The organism is Desulfovibrio sp. JC010 (assembly GCF_010470675.1).
GTDB lineage: Bacteria > Desulfobacterota > Desulfovibrionia > Desulfovibrionales > Desulfovibrionaceae > Maridesulfovibrio.
In genome coordinates this window covers 37,032-57,087 of record NZ_VOIQ01000018.1, presented here as the reverse complement: position 1 = coordinate 57,087, position 20,056 = coordinate 37,032, and the positions used below count along the sequence as shown (strand labels likewise).

The following is a 20,056-nucleotide window of genomic DNA, read 5'->3' as shown; positions in this document are numbered from 1 at the left end:
GTTGCAGGTTTGTTACTTTCTGTGTTATCTTTTGATATATTTGATAAAAGGTCTGATTCTAGAGTGTTTGCGGGGGAGGATTGGTCTTTTAACGGTGGAGGGCAGTGTGAAAGAAGTGTTGGAGATGCGGAAGTTTGTGGCTCCGGAGCTGGTTTTCGGTGTCGGCTCTTCAAAGCTTGCCGGGCAGTATGCTGAAAATTTCGGGGTCAGCAGGGCTTTGATAGTTACCGATCCGGGGATTGTGGGCTGCAGCTGGGTAAAGGCTGTAAAGCACAGTCTTGAAGATGCGGGAATTGAAGTTTTTATTTTCAGCGAGGTTTCCGAAAATCCACGTGATGTGGAGGTCATGCGCGGGGCTGAACTTTACCTCGAAAATAGATGTGACTGCATAATCGCGGTGGGCGGCGGCAGTCCCATGGATTGCGCCAAGGGAATCGGGATCGTCACCACCAATAATTCGCATATCCTGAATTTTGAAGGCGTGGACATGGTTGAAGTGCCCGGTCCGCCTCTTATCTGCATTCCTTCCACAGCGGGCAGTTCCGCTGATGTCTCCCAGTTTGCAATCATTACCGATACTGAACGCGATGTGAAAGTAAGTATCGTCAGCAAGGCCATGGTTCCCGATGCCGCACTGATCGACCCTGAGCTGACCACCACTATGGATCCCCAGCTTACAGCCGCAACCGGATTGGATGCTTTAACCCACGCCATTGAGGCCTATGTTTCAAACGCCAATTCTGCCCTGACTGACCTGCTGGCCCTTGATGCCATAGAACTTGTTTCCAAGAACCTTGCAGAAGCCATCAGCAATCCGAAAAATCTGGAATCGCGTGGTCTGGTGATGCTTGGGTCCATGGAAGCCGGACTTGCTTTTTCCAATGCCATTCTCGGCGCAGTGCATGCCATGGCCCATAGCCTTGGCGGCCTCCTTGACCTGCCTCATGGCGAATGCAACGCCATTCTGCTTCCGTATGTAATCAAGACGAATTTTCCTTCATCCGTGGAAAGGTATTTTAAGGTTGCCGGGAAGCTCGGGGTTGTCACTGTCGGAAAAAGTGATGATCAGGTCTGTGAAGAATTGGTTCAGGCGATTATTGATCTGCGTATATCCTGTGGAGTGACAAAGTCTCTTAGTGATCTCGGTTTAAACCGTAAAGATATCCCCAAGCTCGCGGAGCTGGCTTTGAAAGATGCCTGTATGGTAACCAACCCGGTGGAACTCAGTCAGGAAGATGTAGAGAAGATTTATGAAGCGGCGCTCTAAACCCAATCCCAGTGAGAATGTCCGCAACAAGCTTATCGGGCTTGGCGAGACTTCCATGCGCAAAAGTTATTATCCTGAACTGCGTGAAAGGATTAACGAGCTGGAGCGTTTCCGGGCATTGGTGGAAAATGCAAATGACGCATTATTTGTGCTTGATGCATTCTCATGGAGCTTTGCAGACGTAAACAAGACCGCGCTGAAAAAGACCAATTATACCCGCGATGAAATGCTGGACAGCCCTCCGGAACTTGTTTTTCCTGAGGATACCTGCTTTTTGCTCCACGAAGTGCTTATTGATGATGACGTCCATTCCTCATGGGACAAAGAAGATGTTTCCATGACCGACCTGCTCGGCAAGGGCGGCTCAAAGATTCCGGTGGAAATGACCCTGCGCGTGCATTATGTGGGCGGCAGGCTTTATATTGTCATGGTTGCCCGTGATGTGCGCCGCAGGCTGGCCGATCAGCGTGAATTGCGCCGGACCCGGAACTATCTTGGAAATGTCATTGATTCCATGCAGTCCGTACTGGTGGGCGTGGATGAAAGATCAAATGTGGTGCTCTGGAATGATCATGCACATAAGGAGACCGGGGTTCCCGCTGAACTGGCTGAAGAACGTTTTGTTTACGAGGTTATGCCGGAGCTGCGCCGCTTCGAGCATTTGATCTCGGCAACCATTCGTGGAGAAGCTGACGGGGGCACGGAAATTTTTCATATGGACCGGAACGGGGATACTGTTTTTTTTGAAATTGTCGTTTTTCCATTTAAGGGCGACGAGGCCGGAGCGGTTATCCGTATTGATGATATTACCGCCCGTACGCGCATGGAAGAGGTCATGGTCCAGACCGAAAAGATGATGACTGTGGGCGGACTTGCCGCAGGTATGGCCCATGAAATCAATAATCCGCTGGGCGGGATTCTGCAGGGGGTGCAGAATATCCAGCGCAGGATTTCCGGGCATCTGCCTAAAAACCGCGCTGTGGCTGAAGAGTTGGGGATTCCTTTTGAAGCAATCCACGAGTATTGCGAGAAGAGGGGGATTCTTCCCAAGCTTGAATCTGTGCAGGAAATGGGGGAAAGATCTGCCCGCATCGTCTCAAACATGCTTCAATTCAGCCGTCAGTCCGGCGGGGAAAGGGCCTGCTCCGACATAAAGAGTATTGTAGAAACCGCCATCGAGCTTTCTTTCAGCGGCTATGATTTTTACAGTCAGTCCGGGGGCGGGGGATTTGAAATTGTCCGTGAGCTGGATGAGAACACACCGTGCTTGCTCTGCTCTCCTTCTGAAATTGAACAGGTTCTGATCAACCTGCTTAAAAATTCCGTGCAGGCAATTCTGGCTGATCCCTCCAGAAAAGATAATCATGTCGCCCGGATAATCGTCCGTTTAATGCCGGACAACGATTATGTGCGGCTGGTAATTGAAGATAACGGTCCGGGCATGGATGCTAAAACACGCAAAATGGCATTGGAGCCCTTCTTCACCACCAAGCCTGCTGGCGAGGGGACCGGGCTTGGGCTTTTTGTTTCTTATTTCATCATCACTCAGAAGCATGGCGGAACCTTTGATATCGAAACCAGTCCCGGCGAAGGCATGAAGGTTGTGATCAGGATTCCGGTTGAGTGTTGATTAGTCACATTGATTTTTCAATTGCATCTGCCCTGCGTTTCATCTGGTCGGCTATGTTTACCAGAGTGTCGCTTCCTGCGGCAATGGATTTAAGTCTCTTTTCATCATTTCCCACCCTGCGGAAAACCCACTGCGCAATGTAAAATGCATCGTCGGGCTTATCGCATTGCCCGGCGCAGTATGCGTTGATTTTTTGGGTGATACCGGTTTTGATCTTTTCACGTATGGTGATGGCTTCCTTAAGTAATTTCCCGGAATGGGCCGCTTTACTGCGTGTGGATTCTGATTTTGAATTATGTGAGTTGTCGAGGTCCAGCTGGAAGATTCCATTTGCGGAGTCGACTCTTTTTTCAGCTTTCGCGAAGCTGTCCAGTGCCTGAATCAGGTCCGGGTTGTCTGCCACGGCCTTGAGCACAGCTGCTACGTGACGCAGGGGCTGTGCGCTTACCCTGAACATTTCCGCCCTTTGCTTACGGGTAAGTTCCCTTACCGAGAATGAATCTCCCTCAACGAATTTGCGTTCCGCCAGAACGCCCTTTTCTTCGATAAGATCAAGGATTGTTCCGGTGTCTGCTTTGGAGAGTTCTTCCATCTTTCCGGGAGCAAGCAGATAGTCCCAGATTGATTTGCGGGCAGTAACGAGATTCTGGGCTTCCGGCATAAGACCGCGCAGATTCAGGCCGAAGTGCATGTTGATCCCTTTTAGGGATGCGGAGCTGAATCCCTGTTTTGCCTTGTAGGGCAGGGAACCTGTGGGATGGTAGCTGTCGGCTACGTACTGAGCGAGATTATCAAGGAAAACTTCAGTGATAATGCTTGCCTTGAGCTTATCAACTGCTTTTTCAAGCGGAGCCTGTGCGGTTTTGTCTGCGGAGTTGGTTTCCTTGCCCTTGCTGCTCTTGCTCTCCGCGGGGGCTGCGTCTGCTGTGCTGTTCTTCTCAGATGCGGGCTGTTCCGGAGTGGTTTTTATGCTGTTGCCGGATTTAGCCACTTTTCCTGAGACAGGCATTTTACCGCTGGACCCGTCCTCATTGACCCATGCAGGGGCTTCTACTTCAACCCCTGTTTTTTCCCCCAGATCTTTTTTGACGTAAAAAAACAAGGCTGCTGCGGAGGCAACAAATACAGCTGCAAAAATGAGGGCGGGTATTTTGAATTTATTCATGAGCGGCTCCAAATGGTTACCAGTGGCGGTTCCATGCGAATTTTACGGTATTGGTCGGGCAGCATATGCCGGAATCAGGATTCATGGCCGCGAGATATACGGCTCCCTTGGCAGCCTGCCGGGCAATGCGCCTGATTTTTGAGAAAAGTTCAAGCTGTTCGACCATTTCAGGGACGGGAATGTCACCGTTCCCTCCGGCGGAAAGCAGTTTTGCCTTCAAGTCGTGATAAGCTGATAACATGTCATGTATCATGTTGTCGATTTTGCAGAACTCCTCTGAATATGGATTTTCTGCAACATTTAACACTCCGATGCAGGAGTTGCGGAAGACTGTGACCATGTCGGCGTCCGCTCCGAGCAATTCAAGCGCGGGTTTCAAACCTTTCTTTTCCAGTGAAGCCGCCAGTGCCCCTGCTGTGCGGAAGTATTGCAGCACGCGCAGGGCTGTGGCTACCTGCTGGCCCTGATTCTCGGTCAGCGGGCGGGCCTGCAGCCGGGCGCAGAAGGAACGGGCCGCTTCGATAAGACTTTCCTGTGCGGCCTTATCTGCCGGAAGCGCGCCGTAGCTGAAGTTGGAATTCAAACCTTTGCGCACTATCCTGCGGGTAAGTCCGCCGATACGTGTCATTTCAAGGGTCAGGGCATCAAGTGCCAGTGTGGGGGTGGTGATAACATTGTTATCCAGATACTTGGGCCGCCCCCGTTCGTCCTCCACTGAGGAGAATCTTTTTTCAATAAATGAAACCAGCTTGTCGGTGAATGGCCAGAGCACCAGCACACCGAGGAAATTGAAAACGGTATGAAACAGGGCCAGAACTACGGCAGGCTCGTGGTGCATACCCATGAGATCCAGGCCGAAAAGGATGGCTTTGATCAGCACCGGGAGAAGCAGCAGGGCGACAAGGGCCGTGATTATATTAAAGATGATGTGTCCGGTGGCGACTTTTTTCGCGTTGATGGTCGCTCCGATGACTGAGAGGGCCGCGGTGGAAGTGGTGCCGATGTTGGTGCCGATTACTGCGGCCGCACCCTGGTTGAGGTCCAGCAGCCCGCTTACTGTGGCGGTAAGCACAAGGGCCATTGCCGCGCTGGAACTCTGCATGAGCAGGGTCAGCATCAGTCCGATACCGATGAAAACAGGAATGGAAAGGGCACCCATAGTCGCGAATGAGCTCAAATCGATGGATGCTTCTATACCTTTAAAAGCCATCTGCAGGGTGGAAATGCCCATGAGAAAAAGACCGAATCCGGCAAAAGCATCCCCGAAATAGGCCCGCCGTGTGGTCGGGCCGCTTAAACGCATCATGGCACCAAGGGCGATGACCGGCAGGGCAAAAGCTTTCATGTTTACGCTGAAGCCGACAGCAGCGACAATCCAGCCGGTAACGGTTGTCCCGATATTACTGCCGTAAATAACCCCGATAGACTGGGAAAGGGTGATCAGTCCGGCATTTACAAAGCCGATAACCGCAACGGTCACCGCGCTTGATGATTGCACCAGCGCAGTGATCAGGAAGCCTGAAAAAAGGCCGCGGCCCGGACTCTTGGTCCATTCTCCGAGGATTTTTTTCAGTGATTTTCCGGCTGCCTGCTTTAAGCCTGTGGTCATAAAGCGCATGCCGATCAAAAAAAGCCCCAGTCCGCCGAAAAGATTGCCGAGTAATGCTAAGTTCATATCAGGTGTTTGGTAGATTGTTGAAATTAAGAGAGAAAATATGATTTCATAATCTCTTGTGCGCGGGGAAAAATCAAGGAAAAGGTGGGGATTAAGAAAAGTTCTTTTGTAACAAAAACGCCCTCCAATGCTGTAGCAGAGGAGGGCGTTTCAGTGTAAAGGCAAATCAGCCGAAATTATTCAGGCTTGATTTTAATGTCCATTTTGTTCATTGCTTCGATGATTTTGTCGCTGATGTCTGCGGACTCATCGTAGCTGATGGCGGTTTCGGTGCCGAGAATTGCAGAGTAGCCATTGGCCTTGCGGTATTCGTCAACTGCTTTGGTGAAGCCGTTCTGCAGGGCTTCTACTATACGATTCTGCTCAGCACCCATCTTGTTCTGGTATTCGCCGATGGCTTCCTGAACTTTACGGGTGTTTTCTTCGGTCTGGTTGCCGGCGAGGGATTTCTGCAGTTCTGCAAATTTAGTCTGGAATTCTTCGCTGGATGTTTTAAGATACTCCATGCCTTCAGCTCCGGCCTTGCAGTCTTTGAAAACTTTGTTGGTGTCAACAAAACCGACTTTAGCACCGGAAGTGGACTGCTGCTGACAGCCTGCGACAACTGCGGCCATGGCAATAATCAGTACGAGTTTGAGTACGTTTTTAAACATTTAATTCTCCGTGAGTTAAAATTATTTTCATTTAGAGTTATTCGGTATAAACTCGGAAAGGTGTCATGTAAAATAAAAAAATGATTATTAGCAAATTATGCGACTACGAAATTAAAATTTTGTACATTTCCGAAAATTATGTTACAAATATTTTCGAAAGTGAACATCGGATAGTGGTGGATCCGTATTTTTCCAATCAATTGGGGATAGTAAAATTTTTACCCAAATAAAATATTGAGGACAAGATCATGAGAACCAAAGTTGTTGCCACCCTCGGCCCCGGGTCCAGTAATGTTGAGACCATTACTAAAATGGTTCAGAACGGAGTAAGAATTCTTCGTCTGAACTTTTCCCACTCTGACGCGGAGAGCTTTAAGCCCGTCATTGCTATGATTCGTCAGGTTGAAAAAGACCTTTCTGTTCCCCTGACCATCATGGGCGACCTTTGCGGACCCAAGATCAGGGTCGGCGTAATTGAAGACGCACCGCACGATATTGACTCCCGTGCTTATGTTTATCTTGGGCTTCCCGAAGTTGCCGACAAGGCCAAAGATCTTCCGTTTATTCCCCTTGATCAGCCCGAATTGCTGCAGGGGCTTGAAGACGGAATGGAAGTTTCCCTCAGTGACGGAATGCTTCAGTTTTTCGTAACCGAAACTCTTGAGAAGGATAAGCTCTACAAGCTTCAGGCTCAGAATGCCGGTTTGCTTGCTTCCAAAAAAGGGATCACCTTCCCCGGCAAGCACATCGCGCTGCCCGCTTTTACCGAGAAGGATAAAGTTGATCTGGCTGGATGCATCGAGATCGGTGTTGATTCCATTGCCATGTCTTTTGTCCAGACTGCACAGGATGTCCAGGACGTTCTGGATGCAATGAACAAGCACGGCGTTGTGCTGCCCATCATCGCTAAGATTGAACGCCAGAATGCAGTTGAAAATATTGAATCCATTCTGGAGCTTGCCAGCGGTATCATGGTTGCCCGTGGTGACCTCGGCCTTGAGTGCAAGCTCTCAACTGTTCCGGTTATCCAGAAAAAGCTCATCCGTGCTGCCCGTCATGCCCAGAAGCCGGTTATCGTTGCAACCCAGATGATGCTTTCCATGGTTAAGAACCCCATCCCCACCCGTGCGGAAGCAAACGATGTTGCCAACGCAATTATGGACGGTGCGGACTGCTGCATGCTTTCCGAAGAAACCGCCATCGGTGCATATCCTGTTGAAGCTGTCGGGTACATTAAAGAGATCGCAGAAGGTACCGAGCCTTACTACCTTGAGCGCATCAAAGGGCCCTACAAGCCTGCTGATGAGTTGGTTCCCAATCCGGTCAAGTATCTGAGTTACTCCGCATGTCTGCTGGCTCAAGATATCGACAGTCCGGCCATCGTCTGCCATTCCTCCAGCGGTTCTTCCGCCAGACTTGTGTGCAGTCGTAGACCGGCGCAGACAGTCTATTGCCTGACCCCGGATAAGAGCGTTCCCGCATACCTCAACTTCTTCTGGGGTATTAATCCTGTTGTGACCGAGTCCAAGCTCACCAACCACAGGGACCGTCTGGTGGAATTCCTTGAAGCCGACGATAAGTTTGAAAGAGGCGAGGGTTTTGTTCTTGTTTCCGGTCAGCCTACTCCCGGCCAGACCATGCCCAAGACCAACGAAGTTAAGCTCTACTACAAATAGTACAGCTGTCCATATCGATAAAAAAGTCCCGGTACCTGAGGTGCCGGGACTTTTTTTATTCTTTAATGTTGTTTTTGATCAGGCCGTAAAAGGAGCTTGAGTCGGACTGAAAACGCCAGCCCAGATGGACCATGCATGAGCGGCAGACAGCGACCTGCCATGTGTATCCTGCAAACCATGAGAATTCATTGGAAGGCTTTCCGGCTATGGTGCAGCCCGGAGCGGTGGAAAAGCATTTTATTTGAAAAACATAGCCATGTGGATTGAAAAAGGAATGCTCGTGCTTGTCATTAATTTTAGTTGCAAAAGAATTGTCGGTGATTTCAGCTCCGCACTCCCGGCAGGTGATTTTTTTTTCTGAATCGAGCATCAAGTCCTGATCTTCGACTTCGACGCCGGAGTCAGCTCCGGGAGGTGCTGTTTTCAGAAGTGAGCAGGGGAGTGGGGTGTAAATTGTCTGCATGGTTTAAATATAACTCGCAGACAGGGAAATCGTAAAGGGAAGAATTAATAGCTGCAAAAATGATGAGGAAAAGCATAAAAAAAAGCTGCTTTCAAAAGAAAGCAGCCTTTGAGCTATCTGGCTCCCCGGGAGGGACTTGAACCCCCAACCTAGTGATTAACAGTCACCCGCTCTGCCGATTGAGCCACCGAGGAATATTTTGTGTTGCGCGGTTCCCCGCTGCAACGAAGATTGTTTTTACGGATTTGTCTTCAGGTTGTCAAACATTATCTTTAAATTAATTCGATTTTTTTGTTTGATGCTGAATCCGCCGGGATAAATACGTTGGATAGCTTATGTTTAAGTGTTCCTGATCAGACAAAATCAGGATGCAAAGAAAAAAGCTGCTTTCATAAGAAAGCAGCTTTTGAGCTATCTGGCTCCCCGGGAGGGACTTGAACCCCCAACCTAGTGATTAACAGTCACCCGCTCTGCCGATTGAGCCACCGAGGAATATTGGTGCCGCAACGTTTTCCGCTGCAACGAAGATGGTTTCTACGGATTTGTTGCCGACATGTCAAATATTATCTTTAATTTAATTTAAAAATTCTTTAGACTTTCTTTCAGGCAAAGGCCGGAGGCTTGAAAATGACGGTTTTGAGCTTCTCCCGGCAGATTCTGGATGGATACATATTGACCGAAAGATCGGGGGCTTTTTTCAGGACATATATAATTAATGTAGGAAAAGAGACCGGCTGAAGAATTCTGATTTGGGGAAAGAGCGAGGCAGGCTTTTGAAATTAAAAGAAAAAGGCTGCCTTCAAAAGAAAGCAGCCTTTGAGCTATCTGGCTCCCCGGGAGGGACTTGAACCCCCAACCTAGTGATTAACAGTCACCCGCTCTGCCGATTGAGCCACCGAGGAATATTGGTGCCGCAACGTTTTCCGCTGCAACGAAGATGGTTTCTACGGATTTGGCCCGCACTTGTCAAACACTTTTTTAAAAAAAATATTTGTGTGCGAAAGTGAACTATTAAAGATGTACTTTCTTGACGACAAAGGGTAATTAGCTTAGGCAATCAACGGATCTTGTATTTATCTAGACTTTATTCGGTTACGGAGAATTAATAACTTGAGCGGCAAGAAGAAAAAGCAAATAAAGCTGGCAACCAAATCAGAGCATGTGCAGACATTTATGCCCATGCTTGAGGCTCTGCAAGCTCAGAACGAACTCAATCAGGTTCTGAAGAATCGTGTGGAAAAAGCCTGCGGCCTCCTCGACGAAGGCATTGCACTTTACCCCAACGACTTCAGTAAAGATACAGAAGTCTCGGATATCTGGGACAATTATGACAATCTCGGAGGCGAAGAGCTGGAAGCTCTGGGCAAGAAATTCAAGCTTGCAGGCAGGGTTATCACTCACAGGTCCTTCGGTAAGGTCGCATTCTTTCATCTTCAGGATCCGACAGGCAGGATTCAGGTCTATGTGGCAAGGGATGACCTTGGTGCCGACCTTTACAAAATTTTTAAGAAATTCGACATCGGTGACATTGTCGGGGTTGAAGGTGAGCTCTTCAGGACTAAAACTGATGAACTGACCGTCAAGGCGGACAAAGTTGAACTGATCACCAAATCCATGCGTCCGCTTCCTGAGAAGTATCATGGTCTGAAAGATGTCGAGACCAGATACCGCCAGCGTTACGTTGACCTGATCGTCACCCCCCGCGCACGCGAGATTTTCCAGAAGCGTACCCTTATTGTTCGGGCTATTCGCAACTATCTGGATTCCAAGGGATTCATGGAAGTTGAAACTCCCATGATGCATCCCATCGCAGGCGGTGCTGCGGCTCGTCCTTTCACCACCCACCACAACGCCCTTGATATGCAGCTCTACATGCGCATCGCGCCGGAGCTTTATCTCAAGCGTCTGCTGGTCGGCGGTTTTGAGAAAGTTTACGAGATCAACCGTAACTTCCGTAATGAAGGTATCTCTGTGCGGCATAACCCGGAATTCACCATGCTTGAGTTCTACTGGGCTTATGCCGACTTCGAGGACCTTATGGACCTGACCGAGGAGATGGTTTCCTCTGTCTGTAAGGAAGTTAACGGCGACACTGTCATTGAATATCAGGAAGAGAAGATCGATCTGACTCCAGGGGCGTGGCATCGCGTAGCTTTCCACGAATCCCTTGAAACTATCGGTGGTGTTTCTCCTGAAGTATACAATGACTATGATAAGTGTAAGGAGCTGGTTAAGAAGCTCGGCGAAAAGGCTGTTGAGGGTGAAAAACTCGGCAAGCTGCAGGCCAAACTCTTCGATGCTCTGGTTGAGCCCAAGCTGATCCAGCCCCACTTTATCTACCATTATCCCACTGATATTTCTCCTCTTTCCAGAAGGAATGAAGAGAATCCCGATATTACAGACCGTTTTGAATTGTTCATTTACGGTCGTGAACTGGCTAACGCCTTTTCCGAACTCAACGACCCCGTGGATCAGCGTTGCCGCTTCATGGAGCAGGTTGAGGAAAAGGATGCCGGGGACGATGAAGCCCATAACATGGACGAGGACTATGTTCGCGCCCTTGAATACGGCATGCCTCCGGCAGCAGGACAGGGAATCGGTATTGACCGTCTGGTTATGCTTTTGACCGACAGTGCTTCCATCAGGGAAGTTATCCTGTTCCCGCTTCTTAGAACCGAAGGTGCTTCCGGCAATGGTGGCTCATGAAGTTTGAACTCTTCGTCGCACTGAGGTACCTCTTTACGCTGAGAAAGAATAATTTCATCTCAGTGATCTCGCTCTTTGCTGTGTGCGGCGTTGCTCTGGGCGTAGCAGCCCTTATTGTGGTGATCGGGGTTATGAACGGTTTTTCAACCGACCTCCGGGATAAAATCCTCGGAGTAAATGCCCATGTCATCGTGACCGCTTACGACGGCACGCTTGAGAATTATCACCACATGACCGACAGAATTGAAAAGATTCCGGGCGTTACAGGTGTAACGCCCTTTATCTATTCTGAAGTGATGCTTTCCAGCGGCGGGGGAGTGAAAGGCGTTGTCCTGCGGGGTGTGGACGCTGAAACCGCCAAAGGAGTGCTCAGCCTGCCCGGAGATATGGTTTCCGGTAGTGTTGACTGTCTTATAAAAGAGAGTAAACTGCCTGAAATTGTTATAGGAAATCAGCTGGCTCAGCGTCTGGGACTGGTTATCGGCGATACAGTGAATCTGCTTTCGCCTTCCGGTACCCGCACTGCGGCAGGATTTACCCCGAAAGTTCGGGTTTTTAAGGTCGGCGGAATCTTCCGTACCGGTATGTACGAGTATGATTCCTCACTTGCTTACATAAGCAATACAGCTGCACAGAAGCTGCTCGGTTTCAAACGGGATTTCGTTTCCGGCCTTGAAATTAGACTTGCTGACGTATATGCAGTTGATAAGATAGGCGATCTTCTGGATAAAGAGCTTGCCGGATACCCGGTGCAGGTCAAAAACTGGCAGGAAATGAATGCCAACCTTTTTGCAGCTCTCAAGCTTGAAAAGACAGCCATGTTCATCATTCTGGCCATGATCGTCATGGTCGGATCATTCAGCATCATTACTACCCTGGTTATGCTGGTAATGCAGAAAACCAAGGATATTGCTGTGTTGATGTCCATGGGGGCTACATCCGGAAGCATCAGAAGAATTTTTATGCTGCAGGGTACTTTGATCGGGTTGATCGGGACCAGCATCGGATACCTTATCGGGGTTCCGGTGGCATTGCTCCTGAAAAAATACCAGTTTATCAAGCTGCCCAGCAATGTTTATCCGGTGGACTATCTGCCCATCAGGATGGACTGGATGGATATGACAATAATCGGTGTTGCGGCGTTTCTGCTTTGTTTTCTGGCTACATTGTATCCGGCAAGGCAGGCGGCGGCTCTGGAACCGGCACAGGCTTTAAGGTATGAGTAATTTGCTTTACGAACTTACTGACGTCGTAAAAGAATACGAAGGGCCGACCGAGACTGTGCGGATTCTGGATCACGTCAACCTTACGGTTGATGCCGGAGAGTCCCTTGCTATTCTGGGGGCGTCCGGGTCCGGTAAAACAACGCTGCTTCATATTCTCGGCACTCTGGATACCGCATCGCGTGGAAATATCCATTTTGCGGGAATGAATATTAATGATATGACACCTGAAAAGCGGGCCGAAGTTAGGAACAGGGGAATCGGTTTTGTTTTTCAGTTTCATCACCTTCTTCCGGAGTTTACCGCTCTGGAAAATGTTGCTCTTCCTGCCATGATGGCAGGCATTGGTCAGGGGGAAGCCTCTGACATGGCCCGTGAAGCCCTTGAGCTGGTAGGGCTGCAGAACAGGATTGACCACAGGGTTACCACCTTGTCCGGCGGAGAAAGGCAGAGGGCCGCTATAGCGCGTGCTATTCTGCTTAAGCCTAAAGTTCTGCTTGCAGATGAACCTACCGGTAATTTGGATGAGAAGACAGGGAAGATGGTTGGCGAAATGCTGGCTTCCCTTAATGAAGAGCTTGGAATGACGCTCATAGTTGTGACCCACAACATGGAACTTGCCGGGGTTATGAAACGCCGGCTTGAGTTGCGTTCCGGAGAACTGTATGCCCAGAACTAGAATTCTGTTTTTACTGATTGCGGCAACTCTCGCTTTCTTTGTCAATTTCGAAGCAGGCAAGGCACAGGCAGAAGATGCCTCCAATGTCATTATTGCCGTACTTCCTTTTGAAGTTAATGCTGACGCTGATACCCAATACCTTAAAGACAGTTTACCCACTCTTCTTTCCGACAGATTGCGCGAAGTTGGATTTCGCGTGGTCGACCAGAAGAAAGTTATGCAGCTGGTGGATGAGCAGGGTTTTGAATACCTGAACATTCAGGCAGCTAAAGATATGGCCCTGCTTGCCGGATCGGGGTATTCCATATACGGAAGCTTCAGCCAGATCGGCGAAGATCTTAGTCTGGATGTAAGACTTGTTGAAGCGTTCGGCATGAAGCCGGCGGTTCCGCTTTTTGTTTCCAAGAAAGGGCTGATCAATCTGTTGCCTGCTGTGGACGAGCTGGTTTCCAAGGTGAAACTGGAGCTGCTCAGCCAGGACAAGATAGCAGATGTTGAAGTTCGCGGATGCCGGGTTCTTGATAAGGACGTTATCCTGATGCGGACCAACATCAAGACCGGTGACATCTACACTCCTTCCAAGATTAACGCCGACCTCAAAAATATTTACGCCCTCGGTTACTTTGACGATGTAAAGGTCAAAGTAACCGACGTTCCCGGCGGTAAGAAGATCATTTTTGACGTGAAGGAAAGGCCGCGTATTCAGGCCATTTCAGTCAAGGGTGAAGATGCTATTGACGCCGATGATATTCTGGCTGCGGTAAATACCAAGAAAGGCGCAGTCATGAACCCCAAAGTTCTTTCTGACGATCTGAACACCTTGCGCGAAATGTACCGCAAGGAAGGTTATTACAACGCTAAGGTAGATTACAAGGTTGAAGGTGAGGGTGCTCAGGCGCGCTTGAACCTCAATATTAATGAAGGCAAGAAGCTTTATATTGAAGGCATCAAGATTGAAGGTGCCAAGCAGCTTGATCCTGATGATGTGAAAGAACAGCTGGCACTGACCGAAAGAGGCTGGCTCTCATGGTTCACCAAGACCGGCGTCCTCAAAGAAGAACTGCTTGAGCGTGATGCTGCTGCCATTCTCGCTTACTACGGTAACCGCGGTTTTATCGATGCCAAAGTCGGTGAGCCGGAGCTGGATATCCAGGAAGACGGAATTTTTGTTACCTTCAAGGTTTCCGAAGGGGACCGTTATAAGGTCGGCAAGGTAAGTTTTCAGGGCGATCTGATTGTCAAAAAATCAAGATTGCGCGAACTTATCTCCGCTGATGATATGTCCGACGGCGGCGAGTATCTTGACCGTTCTCTGCTGCGTGAGGACATGAAGGCTATTTCGGATTTTTATTCCAACTACGGCTACGCCTATGCCGAAGCAAACATCAAGTTTGACCAGCATAAGGAAGAGAAGAGTGTTGATATTGCCTTCATAGTTTCCAAACGCCAGAAGGTGCATATCCGCAGGGTTATTATTGAAGGTAACTCCAAGACCAGAAACAACGTAATCATGCGCGAAATGCGTCTGACTGACGGCGACCAGTTCAGCGGCTCCAAGCTGCAGCGTTCCATTGTCCGTCTGAATAAGCTCGACTATTTCAGCGAAGTAGATATTGAGCCGGTACCCACCGGTGACCCCGGTGAAATGGATCTTAAGGTCAAGGTCAAGGATAAAAATACCGGTATGGTGAGTGGCGGTATCGGTTACTCAACTTCCGACAGTGTGTTTGTTTCTGCCAGAATCACCGAGCGCAACCTCTTTGGACGCGGCTGGGAGTTCGGTCTTAATGGCGGCTGGAGCTCCAAGACCATCAGTTACGGACTGGAATTCTACAACCCCCGCATTAATGATACCAAATGGGGCGGTGGATTCAACACATACTGGCGTAATGACGACTTCACAGATTACGACAAGCAGACCATTGGTGGCGTTGTCTCTGCCGGGTATCCCCTTGGTGAATACACCCATTTCTATACCAATTATCGTTTGGATTTTTATACTATCTCTGAAGTTGCAGATGATGCAGCAGACTCCATCAAGGATATTGAGGGTGATAACTGGTCCAGTGTCGTTACCGCAGGTGTTAAGCGCGATACGACCAACAAGGCCTTCAACCCCTCTACCGGTACTGTCAACAACCTGGTTGTTGAAATGGGTGGCGGTATCCTTCTTGGTGATGACTCTTATGTGAAGTACACATATGATTCCAACTACTTCACTCCGGTGTTCTGGGATCTGGTCTTCCACTGGAAGGGTAGTGCCGGTTTTATTCATGACAACTTCGGCGGCGGCGATATGCCGGTGTTTGAGAGATTTTACCTCGGCGGTATCAACACTGTCCGCGGTTATGACAGCCGTGAGATTTCACCTCGTGACTCCGAATCGAATGACCGCATCGGTGGTAACAAGATGCTCTACATGAACTTTGAGTTACTGTTCCCCATCAACGAGGAGCTCGGTCTTATCGGTGTAGGTTTCTTTGATATCGGTAACTCCTGGGATGATGGCCAGAACTTCTTCTATGATACCAAGCAGGAAGACGGAACAGACCTTTTCCTCGGTATGTATAAGAGTATCGGTGCCGGTCTGCGCTGGTTCTCCCCCATGGGTCCGATCAGGGTTGAATACGGTTACGGACTTGATAAGCTCGAAGACAGCTCAAGACATAAGATTGAGTTCTCCATGGGCCAGTTCTTCTAGCAGAGTTTGATATATTAATGTAAATGAAGGGCATGCCGATTTCGGCATGCCTTTTCGGCTGATTATAAGATAGGAATTATAAGGAGTAATTTTAAATGCGTAGAATTCTTTTTGCAGTACTGGTTCTGGTTTTTGCTTTTCAGGCTCCGGCTTTTGCCGCTTCCCAGAAAATCGCTATTGCCTCCATGGCGAAGCTGATCAAGGAATCAGAGGCTGGACAGGATGCCCAGAAGAAAATGGAAAAGAAATTCGAAACTGCCAAAAAGCAGCTTGAGGGCAAGCAGAAGGAACTGGAAAAGCTTAAACAGTCTCTGCAGAAACAGAGTCTTGTACTTTCTCTTGAAGCCAAGCAGGACAAGGAGATTGAGTTCAAGCGTAAGGTAAGGGATTATCAGGATCTTGCTCAGGCTACGCAGCGTAAAATGCAGCTTGAAGAGAAAAAGGCCGGTACTCCCGTACTTCAGCTTATCCAGAAAGTTGTAAACGAATACGGTAAGAAAAACGGCTACACCGCCATTTATGATAAAAAAACTTCCGGTCTGCTTTATGTTGACGAAACTGTAGATATCACCAATCAGCTGCTGCTCGAAATGAACCGCGCTTTCAGAGCCGGCAAGAAGTAGGACCATATGCTTCTTTCAGAACTTGCAGGTCTTATCGGCCTGAAGATGGCAGGCAAGGATAAGGAAATCTCAGGTGTCAATACACTTGAATTGGCCGGACCTTCTGAGCTGTCCTTTCTGGCGAATGCAAAGTACGAAAGCGCGCTCAAAGTTACCAAGGCCGCTGCGGTCGTGCTTGAGGAAAAATATGCCGATCAGGTGGAGTCCGCTCTTATAAGCGAGAATCCGTATATGGATCTGGCTAAGGCCATGCATGTTTTTTCCCGCCCTCAGGGGTGTCTGGAAGGAATCCATGAACTGGCCTTTATCCATCCTGAAGCTGAAGTTGATGGGTCCGCTACCATTTATCCTTTCGCCTTTGTGGGCAAGGGAGCTAAAGTAGGACCTAACTGCAAGGTTTTTCCCGGATCGTACATTGGGGAAGATGTTGTGCTGGGACCGGGATGTACCATTTATCCCAATTGTTCCATTATGGCAGGCACTGTTATCGGTACTGGTGGTATTGTCCAGCCCGGTGCGGTCATCGGCGGAGATGGATTCGGCTACGCGCAGGTTTCCGGCAAGCATATGAAGATTCCCCAGATCGGGACCGTCGAACTGCAGGATCAGGTGGAGATCGGAGCCAATGCCTGTGTTGACCGTGCAGCACTTGATGTTACCAGAATCGGTGCCGGGTCCAAGCTCGACAACCTTGTTCAGATTGCCCATAACGTGACTACCGGTGAAGACTGTCTTGTTATTTCGCAGTCCGGTGTTGCGGGCAGTACAAAGCTCGGCAAGGGCGTAGTTCTTGCCGCTCAGGCCGGACTTGTGGATAACATCAAGATCGGCGACGGAGCTGTGATCGGAGCGCAGGCCGGGGTTACCAATGATGTACCCGCAGGATTTATGGGGGCAGGTTCCCCGTTGCTTGAAAAAGGGAACTTTTTACGTTCCTCTATTTACCATAGAAAGCTGCCTGATATGGCAAAGAAAATGTCTGCGCTGGAAAAGCGTATCAAGGCATTGGAAGCAGAGTTAAGCAAGGAAGATTAAAGTGAGTAATTCAACTCCCGATATTATTGATATTAAAGAAATTATGGGGATGCTTCCCCATCGTTATCCTTTTCTGCTCGTTGACAGGGTGGAAGAGATCAAGCCCGGTGAGTCTATCAGGGCGTATAAGAACGTAACCATGAACGAGCCTTTTTTTCAGGGCCATTTCCCCGGACTCCCGGTTATGCCCGGCGTCCTGATTGTGGAAGCTCTTGCTCAGGCCGGTGGAATAATCGTTCTCAGCACTGATGAAATTGATACTGAAGACAAGGTTTTCCTGTTTACCGGAATCAACAAGGTTAAATTCCGCAGACCGGTTGTTCCCGGCGATAAGCTTGTGCTTGAAATCAGCGATGTTAAACGCAAGATGAATATCTGGAAAATGAAGTGCGTTGCAACCGTTGACGGCGAAGTAGCTGCGCAGGGTGAAGTCTCCGCAGCGATCGTCGACAAGGAGTCCTTGTAGTGGCTACTGAGATTCATCCTTCTGCTATCGTTGATTCCGGCGCGCAGCTGGGGGAAAATGTCAAGATCGGTCCTTTCTGTATTATTGAGGGGAACACTGTCATCGGTGATGATTGCACTCTTGGCGCGAATGTTCAGATTAAGTCATTTACCCGCATGGGTAAGGGAAACACCCTTGACAGCGGTGTTGTTCTCGGCGGCCTGCCTCAGCATCTCGGCTTTAAAGGCGAGGAAACATGGGTTGTGCTCGGAGACAATAACATCCTGCGTGAATACGTGACCATTCATCGCGCAACAGGCGTTGATATCGGACGCGAAAGCACAATTGTCGGCAATAACTGCATGATTATGGCCTACGCACATGTGGCGCATGATTGCACTCTCGGTGACCATGTAATCATCGCAAACGCTGCCAATATTGCCGGGCATGTGGATGTGGGCAACTATGTCACCATCGGTGGAATGGCCGGTCTTCATCAGTTTGTACGTATCGGCGATTATGCTTTTGTGGGGGCCATGTCCGGTTTCGGTCAGGATATTCCTCCGTACATGATTGCAACCGGAGTGCGTGGCGTCCTTCAGGGGCCGAATTCCATCGGGTTGCGCAGGAACGGGTTCAAAGCCAAAACCTGCAACTCTATCAAAAAAGCATACAGGCTCATCTTTCGTTCAGAGACACCTCGTAAAGAGGCTCTGGATCAGGCTGAGCAGGAATTTGCAGACGTTCCCGAAGTGCAGAATCTTATTGAATTTATCCGGTCCAGTAAGCGGGGGGTTACCTCTGCCGGGCACGGTTCTAAAGAAATATGACAAGTAATACTGAGACAATAGGTCTTATAGCCGGAGGGGGACAATTCCCCCTTCTGGTCGCAAAAGGAGCCGCAGCACAGGGCAATCGTGTTGTGGCTGTTTTTTTTAAGGGCCATTCAAATTTAGAAGTTGATGAGCATGTTGATGCCTCTGTTGAACTCAAGCTCGGTCAGCTGAACAAGCTGGTTTCTTTTTTTAAAGAGAATGGTGTCAGCAAAGTGGTTATGGCCGGAACTATCAACAAACCAAAAGCCTTTGATATTCGCCCTGACTGGCGCGCTGCAAAGCTTCTTTTCAAGCTGGCTTCAAAGGGTGATGACGTCCTGCTCCGGGCAATCGCCAGTGAATTTGAAGGCGAGGGTATGCAGGTGGTCGGACCGCATGAATATGCACCTGACCTGCTGACTCCTCCCGGATATTTAACCAAACGCAAGCCGAACGAAGTGGAAAGCACTGATATAGCATTCGGCTGGAAGATCGCCCGCGAACTGGGCCGTATGGATATCGGCCAATGTGTAGTTGTCCGCGACGGTGTTATTACCGCAGTTGAGGCCATTGAAGGAACCGATGCGGCAGTGAAACGCGGCTGCGAACTGGGCGGCAAAGGCTGTTCTATCGTGAAAGTTTTCAAGCCCGGTCAGGAAAAGCGGGTCGATATGCCTTCAATCGGTTTGAAGACCGTTCAGGGTATGAAGGATCTCGGTGCGACCTGCCTCGGCGTAGAAGCCGGGAAGAGCCTGTTTTTCGATCTTGATGAGTCCGTCAAATTCGCCGACAAGCATGGCATTACCATAGTAGGTTTGACTGAAGAATTGATTGATGAAATTTAGACTTTTAGTTAGTTATTAAAATTTACCACCAAAAAGACCGTAATATCTCGCAAGATATTACGGTCTTTTTTAGTTTGCAGTCTTAATGCGCGAAGCGGCGAAGCCCTAACAAAAGGTTTTGGGATTCTTAAACCCTTTTGTAAAAGGGTTTAAGCCCCCGGAGGGACCGTCGGTAGACTCCCCGAAGGGCCGCCGGAGGCATGCCTTTATGCTTTGCCGCAGCAGGAGCCGGGTACGCAGCCTTGCGATGAGGGGTTGCCTCCGCAGCATCCTGTTCCGGTTGCGTCGGGGACGTTGGGTGTGTCTTTCCCGGTCAGTGATGATGTGGAGGACATGAGTTTTTCTCCGCTGTTTTTCCCACAGGACGGGCAGGGGGCGGATTCAGCTCCGGCACTGACGAGCTCTTCGTAAACGGCTCCGCATTCGCGGCATTTGTATTCATAAATCGGCATAAT

The 20,056-nt window shown here is 49.3% G+C and carries 17 protein-coding genes and 3 tRNA genes; 12 read left to right on the top strand and 8 right to left on the bottom strand.

Annotated features, from left to right (window positions below):
* The first annotated feature begins 106 nt into the window (after nucleotides 1-106).
* Nucleotides 107-1,267, top strand: a complete 1,161-nt coding sequence (gene ercA, locus FMR86_RS17920) for an alcohol dehydrogenase-like regulatory protein ErcA (RefSeq protein ID WP_163352775.1) — start codon at nucleotides 107-109, stop codon at nucleotides 1,265-1,267.
* On the top strand, nucleotides 1,251-2,897 hold the full coding sequence (locus tag FMR86_RS17915) for a PAS domain S-box protein (protein WP_163352774.1): 1,647 nt from the start codon (nucleotides 1,251-1,253) through the stop codon (nucleotides 2,895-2,897). Before ercA ends, FMR86_RS17915 begins: the two co-directional genes overlap by 17 nt.
* A gap of 4 nt (nucleotides 2,898-2,901) precedes the next feature.
* Here the strand turns inward: FMR86_RS17915 and FMR86_RS17910 are convergent, their stop codons facing one another.
* The 3 genes from FMR86_RS17910 to FMR86_RS17900 all read right to left on the bottom strand — a co-directional run bounded on the left by FMR86_RS17910 (nucleotide 2,902) and on the right by FMR86_RS17900 (nucleotide 6,390).
* A complete protein-coding gene (locus FMR86_RS17910; protein ID WP_163352773.1) occupies nucleotides 2,902-4,062 on the bottom strand; it encodes a hypothetical protein in 1,161 nt (386 codons plus the stop codon).
* A 16-nt stretch (nucleotides 4,063-4,078) separates the two neighbouring features.
* Nucleotides 4,079-5,737 (bottom strand): Na/Pi cotransporter family protein, encoded by a 1,659-nt coding sequence (locus tag FMR86_RS17905; protein WP_163352772.1) that lies wholly within the window; start codon nucleotides 5,735-5,737, stop codon nucleotides 4,079-4,081.
* A gap of 176 nt (nucleotides 5,738-5,913) precedes the next feature.
* On the bottom strand, nucleotides 5,914-6,390 hold the full coding sequence (locus FMR86_RS17900; RefSeq protein WP_163352771.1) for an OmpH family outer membrane protein: 477 nt from the start codon (nucleotides 6,388-6,390) through the stop codon (nucleotides 5,914-5,916).
* A 248-nt stretch (nucleotides 6,391-6,638) separates the two neighbouring features.
* Here FMR86_RS17900 and pyk point away from each other — a divergent pair, with 248 nt between their 5' ends.
* Nucleotides 6,639-8,066, top strand: a complete 1,428-nt coding sequence (gene pyk, locus FMR86_RS17895) for a pyruvate kinase (protein ID WP_163352770.1) — start codon at nucleotides 6,639-6,641, stop codon at nucleotides 8,064-8,066.
* 55 nt (nucleotides 8,067-8,121) lie between these two features.
* On the opposite strand, the gene FMR86_RS17890 is transcribed toward pyk, so the two are convergent.
* From FMR86_RS17890 to FMR86_RS17875, 4 genes are all read right to left on the bottom strand, one after another.
* Complete coding sequence (locus tag FMR86_RS17890; protein WP_163352769.1) at nucleotides 8,122-8,529, bottom strand: cereblon family protein; 408 nt, start codon at nucleotides 8,527-8,529, stop codon at nucleotides 8,122-8,124.
* Nucleotides 8,530-8,647: 118 nt separating this feature from the next.
* Nucleotides 8,648-8,723 (bottom strand) — tRNA-Asn (locus tag FMR86_RS17885).
* A 222-nt stretch (nucleotides 8,724-8,945) separates the two neighbouring features.
* Nucleotides 8,946-9,021 (bottom strand) — tRNA-Asn (locus FMR86_RS17880).
* A 334-nt stretch (nucleotides 9,022-9,355) separates the two neighbouring features.
* Nucleotides 9,356-9,431, bottom strand: a tRNA-Asn gene (locus FMR86_RS17875).
* Between the two features lie 277 nt (nucleotides 9,432-9,708).
* Between FMR86_RS17875 and lysS the strand changes: the two genes are divergently transcribed.
* The 9 genes from lysS to FMR86_RS17830 all read left to right on the top strand — a co-directional run bounded on the left by lysS (nucleotide 9,709) and on the right by FMR86_RS17830 (nucleotide 19,601).
* Nucleotides 9,709-11,235 carry a lysine--tRNA ligase gene (gene lysS, locus FMR86_RS17870; RefSeq protein WP_163352798.1) on the top strand — a complete coding sequence of 509 codons (1,527 nt, stop codon included), beginning with the start codon at nucleotides 9,709-9,711 and terminating at the stop codon, nucleotides 11,233-11,235.
* Nucleotides 11,232-12,461: a lipoprotein-releasing ABC transporter permease subunit gene (locus FMR86_RS17865; protein WP_163352768.1), complete on the top strand. Its 1,230-nt coding sequence runs from the start codon at nucleotides 11,232-11,234 to the stop codon at nucleotides 12,459-12,461. Before lysS ends, FMR86_RS17865 begins: the two co-directional genes overlap by 4 nt.
* On the top strand, nucleotides 12,454-13,137 hold the full coding sequence (locus tag FMR86_RS17860; protein ID WP_163352767.1) for an ABC transporter ATP-binding protein: 684 nt from the start codon (nucleotides 12,454-12,456) through the stop codon (nucleotides 13,135-13,137). The genes FMR86_RS17865 and FMR86_RS17860 overlap by 8 nt, the downstream gene beginning before the upstream one ends.
* Nucleotides 13,124-15,838 (top strand): outer membrane protein assembly factor BamA, encoded by a 2,715-nt coding sequence (bamA, locus tag FMR86_RS17855; protein WP_163352766.1) that lies wholly within the window; start codon nucleotides 13,124-13,126, stop codon nucleotides 15,836-15,838. Before FMR86_RS17860 ends, bamA begins: the two co-directional genes overlap by 14 nt.
* Nucleotides 15,839-15,933: 95 nt before the next feature.
* Nucleotides 15,934-16,461 carry an OmpH family outer membrane protein gene (locus FMR86_RS17850; RefSeq protein ID WP_163352765.1) on the top strand — a complete coding sequence of 176 codons (528 nt, stop codon included), beginning with the start codon at nucleotides 15,934-15,936 and terminating at the stop codon, nucleotides 16,459-16,461.
* Nucleotides 16,462-16,467: 6 nt separating this feature from the next.
* A complete protein-coding gene (gene lpxD, locus FMR86_RS17845; RefSeq protein ID WP_163352764.1) occupies nucleotides 16,468-17,496 on the top strand; it encodes a UDP-3-O-(3-hydroxymyristoyl)glucosamine N-acyltransferase in 1,029 nt (342 codons plus the stop codon).
* Between the two features lies 1 nt (nucleotide 17,497).
* The gene (gene fabZ, locus FMR86_RS17840) at nucleotides 17,498-17,962 is read left to right on the top strand and encodes a 3-hydroxyacyl-ACP dehydratase FabZ (protein WP_163352763.1); all 465 of its coding nucleotides are present in this window, start codon (nucleotides 17,498-17,500) and stop codon (nucleotides 17,960-17,962) included.
* Nucleotides 17,962-18,771 (top strand): acyl-ACP--UDP-N-acetylglucosamine O-acyltransferase, encoded by an 810-nt coding sequence (gene lpxA / locus FMR86_RS17835; RefSeq protein ID WP_163352762.1) that lies wholly within the window; start codon nucleotides 17,962-17,964, stop codon nucleotides 18,769-18,771. The genes fabZ and lpxA overlap by 1 nt, the downstream gene beginning before the upstream one ends.
* Complete coding sequence (locus FMR86_RS17830) at nucleotides 18,768-19,601, top strand: LpxI family protein (RefSeq protein WP_163352761.1); 834 nt, start codon at nucleotides 18,768-18,770, stop codon at nucleotides 19,599-19,601. Before lpxA ends, FMR86_RS17830 begins: the two co-directional genes overlap by 4 nt.
* Before the next feature lie 206 nt (nucleotides 19,602-19,807).
* On the opposite strand, the gene FMR86_RS17825 is transcribed toward FMR86_RS17830, so the two are convergent.
* Nucleotides 19,808-20,053 (bottom strand): zinc ribbon domain-containing protein, encoded by a 246-nt coding sequence (locus FMR86_RS17825; protein WP_163352760.1) that lies wholly within the window; start codon nucleotides 20,051-20,053, stop codon nucleotides 19,808-19,810.
* Nucleotides 20,054-20,056 lie beyond the last annotated feature (3 nt).